The following is a 10,466-nucleotide window of genomic DNA, read 5'->3' on the forward strand; positions in this document are numbered from 1 at the left end:
TGGCGCGGTCAACGCCGTGGTGGCCGAGCGGCTGGCCGATCCCGGCTACGACACGGCGAGTGCCACGACCACCGTGACGGGCATGGTCGAGCAGCTGCTCGACGGCTGAGTCAGCCCGGGGCGTACTCGTTGAACGCCTCGTGGCCGGCGCGCAGGCTCCCGTCGGCGCGGACGAAGTGCAGCCACTCCGCGTGGCTGACCGGTCCGTAGACGTCCTCGTGCAGGTCGGCGACCAGGCTGTGCTGCAGGGCGTGCACGGTGAAGCCGATCCCGCGGGCCCGCAGCGCACCCAGGGTCACCCGCATCACCTCGACGTGCGTGGCGTCGTCACGGGCACCCCACACCGTCTCGTTGGCCAGCAGCGGCTTGCCGGCCTCGGACGCGATCGCGACCGCCTCGTCGAGGAAGGCCTCGAACCCCTCGACGGTGGCCATGTGCGGCTGGGTCGGGTGCCCGTTCCACATGTAGTAGGGGTGGAAGGAGATGACGTCGACCAGCGGCTCGGTCCGCCGGATGGCGGTGAGGCTGGCGAAGTTGCCGATGGTGAGCGGCTGGAACGCCCCCAGGTGGCGGCAGCTGTCGGCCACCCAGCCGAGCCAGCGCAGCTCCGCGGCGAGCACCGGGCTGGCGTCGTCCTCGACGTAGGTGCCCATCAGCGGCTCGTTGCACAGGTCCCAGGCCACGACGCGCTCGTCGTCGGCGTGCGGGCCGACGACGCCGGCGAGGTAGGCGCCGAACAGCTGCTCCACCTGGGTGGTGGCGACGTCGACGGCGGTGAACAGGGTGTCCGAGCGCGACCACGAGCTGGCGCCGGGGAGGATGTGGTCCAGCGGCACCCCGCCGAAGTCGCACCAGGGGTCGCGCCAGCGGTTGAACAGCACCGGCACCACCCCGATGCCGTGCTCGGCGAAGACGCCCAGCCCGGCCTCGAAGTTGGCCGCGAACCGCTCCGGGTCGCGCTGGTAGGCCTCGTGCGAGAGCCACCACCGCGCGGTGTTCCAGGCGGGGAAGTAGCGCTTGCCGCGGGCCACCTCCTTGGCCATCAGCCCGTGGTCGTGGTGCACCCAGAGGTCGAGCCCGCTGGTCCCCCACGAGCCGTCGTAGTTGAAGCCGAAGACCCGGCTGGTGTCCAGCGCCATGCTCACTCTCCGTTCCCTGTGTCCACCACGACCTTGAGCTGGTCGGGTCGTCCGATCTGGTCGAAGGCCTCCGCCGCCCGCGCCAGCGGGTACCGGGCGGTGACGATGCGGTCGGGGGTGAGGGCGCCGGAGGCGATCAGCTCCAGCGTCCGCGGCCAGGCGCCCGGGCTGCCCAGCGAGCCCTGCAGCCGCAGCGACCCGGTCACCACCACGTCCACCGGCACCGGGATCTCCGCACCGTAGAGCGACACGCACACCACCGTGGCGCCCGGACGCGCGGCGGCGATTGCTGTCCGGAGCCCGCCGGCGCTGCCGGAGGCCTCGACGACCCGGTCGAACCGCTGCCGGGGCGGTTCCGTGCCGGTGACGTCGAGGGTGTGGTCGGCGCCCAGCCGCTGCGCCAGCGCGAGCCGGGCGGCGGCGCGGTCGCAGATGGTCACCTCGCTGCCGCGGGCACGGACGGCCTGCATCGCCAGGACGCCGATCGGTCCGGCGCCGACCACCAGGACGGAGTCGCCCGGGCCGGGGTCGGCGGCGTCCACCGCGTGCACGGCGACCGCGGACGGCTCGACCAGGGCGGCGGCGTCGTCGGGCAGGCCCTCGGGGACGTGGTGGGCCGCGCGGGCCGGGAACACCAGCTCCCCGGCCAGACCACCGTCGCGGCCGACGACCCCGGTCTCCTCGCGGTCGGGGCACAGGTGGTAGGCGCCGGAGCGGCAGGTGGGGCACCGGCCGCAGCCGATGCTGCACTCCCCCACCACCCGGTCCCCGGGGGCGAACCCCTCCACGTCGGGTGCGACCTCGACCACCGTGCCCACCCACTCGTGGCCGGGGACCACCGGGTAGCGGGCGAAACCGGTGGTGAAGTAGACCATCTCGCCGTCGCGGATCTCGCGGTCGGTGGCGCACAGCCCGGCCACGCGGACCGCGATCCGCAGCTCACCGGGCCCCGGCGCCCGGACGTCCTCGCGCACCACCCGGACCCGGCCGTCGCCGGTCAGCGTCACCGCGTCGTAGCCCGCCACGGGCTCATCCTGGACCGCCGCCCGTCCGGGAGTGCGGGCGGGGTGGGTCAGGACCCGTCCGCCGCGGGGACCGGGGACTCCTGGCGGCGGATGTCGCCCTCCAGGCCCCGCAGCGCGTCGCGGAGCACCTGCTCGGGGTCGAGCCCGCTGGCCTGGGCGCGGGCGGCGAGGGCGAGCAGCTCGCCACCGAGGACGTCGGCCTCGACCGGCTCGGCCGGCAGCGGCAGGTCCACCGCATGGGAGCGGGCCCGGCTGATCGTCTTGGCCGCCTTGGTCAGCGCCGACAGCTGCGACGGGATGCCGTCCAGGGCGGAGGTGCGCTGCTTCTCGGCCCGCTTGCGCTGCTCCCAGGTGGCGTCCAGGTCGTCGGGGACGTCGCCGTCGGCGAACACGTAGGGGTGGCGGGCGACCAGCTTGTCGGCCACCCCGCCGGCCACCTCGTCGAGGGTGAAGGCGCCCCGCTCGGCGGCGATGGTGGCGTGGAAAACCACCTGGAGCAGCAGGTCGCCGAGCTCCTCGCGCAGGTCGTCCTCGGTGCCGTCCTCGATCGCCTCGACGACCTCGCAGGTCTCCTCGACCAGGTAGCGGACCAGGCTGCGGTGGGTCTGCTCGGCGTCCCAGGGGCACTCCCGGCGCAGCCGCTCCATCACCGCGACGAAGCGCTCCAGCTCAGGGTGGACGGGGCTGCTCACGGGGTGGTGTAGGACTCGACCGACAGCGAGCCGGTGCCGGTCAGACCCTCCTGGCTGGTGGGGTCCCAGGTGCCGTAGCGCGGGTTCACCGTGACCGGGACGGCGAGGAAGGCCTCGCTGAACGCCTCGGGTCCCAGCTGCTGCTGCACCAGGGCGACGTCGGCCAGCGCCTCGGCCAGCGGGGCGGCCTCGGGGTCGGCGGCGAAGGCCTGCAGCTGGGGCTCGGTGTTGATCAGGCTCTCCCGGGCCCGCGGGTCGACGTCGACCCCGCGCTCCTCGGCCACCTCGTCCACCACCGCACCCTGCACCAGCGAGGCCAGCACCGCGCGCTGGTTGATGTCGGTCGGTGCCGCACCGAGTGCCCGGGCGGCCGCCTGCACCGTGGTCTGCAGCGAGGACTCGCTGATCGCGGTGCCGTCGACCACGGCGGCGTCGGTGGGGTGGTTGGCGCAGCCGCCCACCAGCACAGCGACGGCCCCGGCCGCGGCCAGGCGACGTCCCAGCGCGGCACGACGGCTCTGACGCACGCTCACGGACTGCTCCCTTCGTCGGGGGTCGGCGGGTCCGATCCTAGCCAGCCGGCTGCTCAGCCCGCGGCGACCGGCTCGCGGGCGAAGACGTCCTCGACGACGAGGGCGGTAGCTTGAACGATGGCAACGTCCGAGCGAGCAGCCCCGAGTTGAAGGTGCGCTTCTCGGCGCGCAAGCGCTGCTGCCACGCACACGAGCCCGCGCTCACACCTGCTAGGCCAGCGTGAGTCCGTGCCTCCTCAGCACGAACGCACCACCTTCTACGCAGACGCGAGTGAACGAAGACGCGCCTCTGTCGCTCCAGGAAGCAAAGGCCTAACATCCGAGTAGCCACGCAACAATCGCGGATGGAGTCGGCGCCATGGCACGAAGCATGCGGGACCTGGTCGAATGGTGCGATCCGTCGTCCACTGTGCTACTACTTGGCGCAGGCGTGTCCATGCCATCAGGAGCACCTAGCTGGGAGTTGCTTCGCGATCACGTGGTTGCGGACGTGATCCCGAACCTTCAAGTACAGGGAGACCTACCGCTCATCGGTGAAATCATCGAGAACGAGGTGGGTCGGCGAGCCCTAGTGGAGAGCGTGATCAAGCACGTCGACGTTGAACCAACCGGCGGAATTCGCGCCTTGCCGAAATTTCCCTGGCGTGGCATATATACGACGAACTACGACAGACTGATAGAGAAGGCGGCCGTCGAAGCTGGTGTAGAAATCGCGATCATCCGGTCAAGGTTCGACCTGCCTGAACTAGAGCATCGTAGCAAATTACCGATCTTCAAACTACATGGCTGCATCAGCGAGGACCGCGCCTTCGGAGCGCCATCATTTATGGTCATCACAAAGTCAGACTACCGAAGCGTGCGTCGGTGGAAAGCTGACCTGTTGCGCAGAATGCAATCGGACCTTGAGGTCGGGAAACTTCTGATCATCGGACAGAGCCTTGCAGATCAACACTTAGATGAACTCATAGACGATGCGCTCGCATTTCAGCAAGAAATGGGTCTCAGGGATCGGGTATCACTGCTGCTCTTCTCGGGTGAACCTGAAATTCAACGGGTATTTGAGGCCCGGGGCCTGAAGGTCACGATCGGCGACATTGACTGGTTTGCCTCTGAGATGTCCAAGAGGGTTCCACCCAAGGACGAACTCAGGAACAATCCGACCAGCACTGACATGCAGTACTTGACCGACACATTAGCCGCAATCACGGTGTCGGTCAGCGAGGCGGTACGCATACCGACACCGATACGCAAGATGGTCAACGGTGCAGCCGCAACCTACTTCGACATCTCGCGAGGCCGCACTTTCGAACGCGAACTCGTCCCAGTCACGATAGAACGGCTATCGAGGTTTGGAACTGCCGTCATACTCGGCGCGGCCGGGTTTGGCAAGACTACAATGGCGCGACAGGTCATCGCTCAAGCTCGTAGCGAGCATGGAGTCTTAGCGTGGGAACATCGAACCGATTTACCTCTCGACGTCAAGGAATGGCTAGCGGTCAATGCGCGACTCGCTAACGATAATGTGCATGCGATACTGCTGCTTGACAATGCTACGACCTATCAGCGCGCAGTCAATGACCTACTGAAAGGTCTCGAGAGAGCGAGCAACCGCGCACTCTGGGTGCTGGTCACTGCTGAAAACCACCGCTGGGCTAGGCTGATCAAACACCCAAGTTTAATGGCCTCGGATCCATTGCGGCCTAGACTCACTACTGCGGAAGTTCAGCGCCTACTTCTGCTTGCTCGGTCGAACAGCGAGTTGGCTCCGTTCATCCCACACGAGTTCAACTCACTGAGCAGGCATCAACAACGTGTATATCTCGAGCGGCAGTGCGGCGCCGATATCTTCATTTGCCTAAAAAACATCTTTTCAAGTACGGGCTTCGCAACTATCGTCCTCGAAGAGTTCGCCGCCCTCCCCGACGACTTGCAAGAGGTATACAAGTTGGTCGCAGCGCTGGAGTCTCTGGCTGGCGGCTCGCACAGACAATTAATCTTGCGAATGCTCGGCCTCCATCACGAGCAGATCTCGCGGGTACTGACCGACCTCACGGGCTTGATGGCCGAGTCATCAACCAACGTCGCAGACGGCATTTACGTTTGGCGGACCCGCCACCCCGAGATTGCGGACATCATTACGCGCTTCAAGTACTCGGACCCTGACGATCACCTGCAGCTCGTCCAGGACTTAGTTGAGCATATTCGGCCAACTATCGACATAGAGAAGAACGCGATTCGCAATCTATGCAACAATGCCCTCGGGCTTGACAACATCAAGAGTTCTGCGGACCGGGTCGACTTGATTGAACAGTTGGTCGAGCTCTTGCCTCGTGACCATGTACTAAGACATCGGCTCGTCCGAGAGTTTGTGCGGAGCAGGCAGTATGTCGAGGCGGAGCAAGTTCTGGAGCAAGCAATCCTCGCAGTGGGCCTAGATCCACCCCTTCTCCGTTATAGGATCGAACTGTACCGTTTGAGGGCGGAGGAGGACCGAAAGATCCAGCCGCAGGATCGAGAAGCCCTGCTTCGCTGGGCTTGGGCGGACTGTGAGCAAGCTATGCGGCGCTACTCAGATAATTGGTACACCTACCGAAGCGCGGCTGAGGTGGCGGAGGACTGGTTCGATCTGACGAACGATGATGATTGGCTGCGGATAGCTCAACTGGGATTGCGAGCGGCGCAGAGTCGACTCTTCGAACCGGAACTAGATCGCCACATCGCACGAGTGGACGAACTGCTGCGTTGGAACTCGGTGACTACCGAAAGCTGAGGGGGAATGGCTTCACTGACCGTTCCAGTTGCGCCAATGTGATCACGTGTTGGCGTTCCAGTGGCGCAGTATCACGTCGACTGCAACTGCACCTCAGTTTGCGGCGACCGACTCGCGGGCGAAGACGTCCTCGACGACCTTGGTGCACCAGCCCAGCAGCTCGTCCCCGGTCGGGGCGGCCTGCCCCAACCCGCCGCGCGGACGCGGGATGAGCACGAACCCGGCGGCCTCCTTGATGACCGCCTTGGGGTGCAGCCGCTTGAGCCGCAGCACCCGCGACTCGGGCAGGTCGAAGGGGCCGAACCGGATGTAGCTGCCCTGGCTGACCACCTCGGTCAGCCCGGCGGCGCGGGCGGCCAGGCGGAACTTCGCCACGTGCAGCAGGGTGATCACCGGCCCGTCCGGGGCGCCGTAGCGGTCGGTGAGCTCGGCGACGATCGCCGAGATGTCGGCTTCGCTGCGCACCTCGGCGATCCGCTTGTACATCTCCAGCCGCAGCCGCTCGGACTCGACGTAGTCGACCGGCAGGTGGGCCTCGAGCGGCAGCTCGATCCGCACCTCGGGCTCGGGCTCGCCGCCGTCGCCGCGGAACTCCGCGACCGCCTCCCCGACCAGGCGGATGTAGAGGTCGAAGCCGACGTCGGCGATGTGGCCGGACTGCTCGCCACCCAGCAGGTTGCCCGCACCGCGGATCTCGAGGTCCTTCATGGCGATCTGCATGCCCGAACCGAGGTCGGTGTGGGCGGCCATGGTGGCCAGCCGGTCGTGCGCGGTCTCGGTGAGCGGCTTCTCCGGCGGGTAGAGGAAGTAGGCGTAGCCGCGCTCGCGGCCGCGACCCACCCGTCCGCGCAGCTGGTGCAGCTGGGAGAGCCCGAGCAGGTCGGCGCGCTCGATCAGCAGGGTGTTGGCGCTGGAGATGTCGAGCCCGGACTCGACGATGGTGGTGCACACCAGCACGTCGGCCCGGCGCTCCCAGAAGTCGACCATCACCTGCTCCAGGCGGGCCTCCCCCATCTGACCGTGGGCGGTGACCACCCGCGCCTCGGGCACCAGCTCGCGGATCTGGGCGGCGGTCTTCTCGATGGTCTGCACCCGGTTGTGGATGTAGAACACCTGGCCCTCGCGGCTGAGCTCGCGCCGGATCGCCGCGGTCACCTGGCCGCGGTCGTAGGGCCCGGCGAAGGTCAGCACCGGGTGCCGCTCCTCGGGCGGGGTGGCGATGGTCGACATCTCCCGGATGCCGGTGACGGCCATCTCCAGCGTCCGCGGGATCGGGGTGGCCGACATCGCCAGCACGTCGACGGCCGTGCGCAGCCGCTTCAGCGCCTCCTTGTGCTCGACGCCGAAGCGCTGCTCCTCGTCCACCACGACCAGGCCGAGGTCCTTGAACTTCACCTCACCCGACAGCAACCGGTGGGTGCCGACCACGACGTCGACGGTGCCCTCGGCCAGCCCCGCCAGCGTCTCCCTGCTCTCGGCCTCGCTCTGGAACCGGCTGAGCGCGCGCACCGTCACCGGGAACCCGGCGTAGCGCTCGGCGAAGGTCTGGTGGTGCTGCTGGACCAGCAGCGTGGTGGGCACCAGCACGGCGACCTGCTTACCGTCCTGGACGGCCTTGAACGCGGCCCGGACCGCGATCTCGGTCTTGCCGTAGCCGACGTCGCCGCAGACCAGGCGGTCCATCGGCACCACCTGCTCCATGTCGCGCTTGACCTCGTCGATGGTGGAGAGCTGGTCGGGAGTCTCGACGTAGCCGAAGGCGTCCTCCAGCTCGCGCTGCCAGGTGGTGTCGGGGCTGAACGCGTGCCCGCGGGTGGCCTGGCGCGCGGCGTAGAGCTGGATCAGCTCACCGGCGATCTGGCGGACCGCCCGGCGCGCCCTGGACTTGCGGCGGGCCCAGTCGCCGCCGCCCATCTTGTCCAGCGTCGGGTTCTCCCCGCCGACGTAGCGGGTGACCAGGTCGAGCTGGTCCATCGGCACGTACACCCGGTCGCCGGGCTGGCCGCGCTTGGACGGGGCGTACTCGATGACGAGGTACTCCCGGGTGGCCCCGCCGGCGGTGCGCTGCACCATCTCCTGGTAGCGGCCCACCCCGTGCTGCTCGTGCACCACCGGGTCGCCGGGGCTCAGCTGCAGCGGGTCGATCTGGTTCTTGCGGCGGGCCGGCATCCGGCGGGCGGACTTGTCGGCGGCGCGCTGGCCGGAGAGGTCGCCGGCGGTGAGCACGGCCAGCTGCACCGCCTCCATCCGGAACCCGTGCCGCAGGTCGGAGGTGACCAGGCTGACGGTGCCCGGCTCGGGCACGTCGGGCAGCCCGACCAGCCGGCGGGAGGCGATCTCGTGGTCGGTCAGCAGCTCGTGCATCCGGTCGATCAGGCCCTGGCCCTCGGCGGTCATGACGATCCGCCAGCCGGCCGCGACGCCGCGGCGGACCTCGGTGACCATCGCCTCGGTGTCGCCCTGCCAGGAGTCGATGGCCCGGGCCTCGACGATCCGGGTGGGGACGCTGCTGGTGCCGTCGGCCGCGGACAGGTCGACGAGCTCGCCGTCCTCGGTGCGTACCGGCACCGCCGGCCCGCCGTCCTCCGGGCCGGCGCTGAAGGAGGAGAAGCTCCACCAGGCCTGCCCGCGCTCGCGGGCGCAGCGGCGCACCTCGGCGAGGCTGCGGTAGGCCGACTCGCCCAGGTCGATCGGGGTCTGCCCGCCGCCGGCGGCCGCGGACCAGGAGGCCTGCAGGAACTCACTGGAGGTGCTGACGAGGTCGGCCGCGCGGGTGCGGACCAGCTCGGGGTCGCAGACCACCACCAGGGTGTCGGCCGGCATCACCTCCACCAGCAGCTCCATCCCGTCCACCAGGGCCGGGGCGAGGGACTCCATCCCCTCCACCGCGTGCCCGGCGGCGATCCGGCTGAGCATCTCGGCCAGCTCGGGCTGCTCGGTGGTCAGCTCGGCGGCACGGGCCCGGACGGCGTCGGTGAGCAGCAGCTCGCGGCAGGGCGCGGCCACCACCGACTCGATGGTCTCGTCGCCCGAGCGCTGGTCGGCGACGGCGAAGGGGCGGATCTCCTCGACCGTGTCGCCGAAGAAGTCGACCCGGACCGGGTGCTCCTCGGTGGGTGGGAAGACGTCGAGGATGCCGCCGCGGACGGCGAACTCGCCGCGGCGCTCGACCATGTCGACCCGGGCGTAGGCGGCGCCGGCCAGGGCCCGGGCCAGCTCGTCCAGGTCGTGGTCCTGCCCGACGGTGATCCGCACCGGGAGCAGCTCGGCCAGCCCCTTGACCTGTGGCTGGATCAGGCTGCGCACCGGGGCCACCACGATCTTCGGCGCCGGCAGCTCGTCGTTGCCGGCCAGCCGCCGCAGCACCGACAGCCGGCGTCCGACGGTGTCGGAACGGGGGCTCAGCCGCTCGTGCGGCAGCGTCTCCCAGGCCGGGTAGTAGGCGACCTCGTCGGGCTCGAGGAAGGAGCCGAGGGTGGCGGTGAGGTCCTCGGCCTGCCGGTAGGTGGAGGTGACGAGCAGCAGCGGACGCCCGGTGCGCCGGGCCAGCGCGGAGGCGACCAGCGGCCGCAGCGGAGCCGCCAGGGTGAGGTCGAGGACGTCCACGGTGCGCGAGCGCGCGTCGTCGATCGACTCAGACAGGACGGGATCGCTCGCGACGTGCTCGACAAGGCCAGCCAAGGTCACCCGGAAACCTTAGTCGCCGCCTCCGACAACCCGCTCAGCGGTGAACCGGCTTGCCCAGCTTCACCGCGCCGGGGAACGGGCACGGCTCGGGCGTCGGGCGGTAGCCGGCGCGGCGGTACATCCGCAGGTTCTCCTCGCTGCGGGCGCCGGTGAACAGGGTGAACCGGGTGGCGCTGGGCGGTGCCACCGCCTCGGCGTGGGCCAGCAGCCGACGTCCCAGACCCCGCCCCCGCAGGTCGGGAGCGACCATCAGCCGGCCCACCTCCCAGTCGGTGCCGTCGAGGTGGCCGCGGACCGAGGCGACCAGGCGTCCGGCGCTGCGCACCACCCAGGTCGGGTGGTCGGCCAGCGAGGCCCGCAGGTCGTCGAGGGTCTCGTGCAGGGCCGGGATCTCCACGTCGGGGTTGAGCTGGGCCTGGCGCACCCAGCAGGCCAGCTGCAGCACGTACAGCTCGGGCAGGTCGGCCGGCGTGGCGGGGACGACCGCCAGCCCGGCCGGGTCGTCGGCGGCGGTCGGCGCCAGCAGGTCCGGACGCCGCGCGGCGGTGCGCTCCAGCCGCTGCTGGTGCCGCCAGCGCGCGATGGCGGCGTGGTCGCCGGACAGCAGCACCTCCGGGACG

Annotated in this window: 7 protein-coding genes; 1 reads left to right on the forward strand and 6 read right to left on the reverse strand. The window is 69.4% G+C overall.

Features of this window, described 5'->3' with window-relative positions:
• Nucleotides 1-110 precede the first annotated feature (110 nt).
• The 4 genes from DVA66_RS11715 to DVA66_RS11730 are packed head-to-tail and all read right to left on the reverse strand — an operon-like array spanning nt 111 to nt 3,389.
• The gene (locus DVA66_RS11715) at nt 111-1,139 is read right to left on the reverse strand and encodes a glycoside hydrolase 5 family protein (RefSeq protein ID WP_114560251.1); all 1,029 of its coding nucleotides are present in this window, start codon (nt 1,137-1,139) and stop codon (nt 111-113) included.
• A 2-nt stretch (nt 1,140-1,141) separates the two neighbouring features.
• Nucleotides 1,142-2,164, reverse strand: a complete 1,023-nt coding sequence (locus DVA66_RS11720; RefSeq protein WP_114560252.1) for a zinc-dependent alcohol dehydrogenase — start codon at nt 2,162-2,164, stop codon at nt 1,142-1,144.
• A gap of 47 nt (nt 2,165-2,211) precedes the next feature.
• On the reverse strand, nt 2,212-2,811 hold the full coding sequence (locus DVA66_RS11725) for a MazG family protein (RefSeq protein ID WP_114560256.1): 600 nt from the start codon (nt 2,809-2,811) through the stop codon (nt 2,212-2,214).
• Nucleotides 2,812-2,852: 41 nt separating this feature from the next.
• Nucleotides 2,853-3,389 (reverse strand): SurA N-terminal domain-containing protein, encoded by a 537-nt coding sequence (locus DVA66_RS11730; protein ID WP_114560253.1) that lies wholly within the window; start codon nt 3,387-3,389, stop codon nt 2,853-2,855.
• A 358-nt stretch (nt 3,390-3,747) separates the two neighbouring features.
• Here DVA66_RS11730 and DVA66_RS11735 point away from each other — a divergent pair, with 358 nt between their 5' ends.
• Nucleotides 3,748-6,159: an SIR2 family protein gene (locus tag DVA66_RS11735; RefSeq protein WP_114560254.1), complete on the forward strand. Its 2,412-nt coding sequence runs from the start codon at nt 3,748-3,750 to the stop codon at nt 6,157-6,159.
• Nucleotides 6,160-6,252: 93 nt separating this feature from the next.
• Here the strand turns inward: DVA66_RS11735 and mfd are convergent, their stop codons facing one another.
• Both mfd and DVA66_RS11745 read right to left on the reverse strand, forming a co-directional pair.
• On the reverse strand, nt 6,253-9,846 hold the full coding sequence (mfd, locus tag DVA66_RS11740; protein ID WP_114560255.1) for a transcription-repair coupling factor: 3,594 nt from the start codon (nt 9,844-9,846) through the stop codon (nt 6,253-6,255).
• A 34-nt stretch (nt 9,847-9,880) separates the two neighbouring features.
• Nucleotides 9,881-10,466: GNAT family N-acetyltransferase (locus tag DVA66_RS11745; protein WP_114560257.1), on the reverse strand; the 586-nt coding region annotated here is incomplete at its 5' end.

Origin of the sequence: Desertihabitans aurantiacus (assembly GCF_003344635.1) — a bacterium.
Taxonomy (GTDB): domain Bacteria; phylum Actinomycetota; class Actinomycetes; order Propionibacteriales; family Propionibacteriaceae; genus Desertihabitans; species Desertihabitans aurantiacus.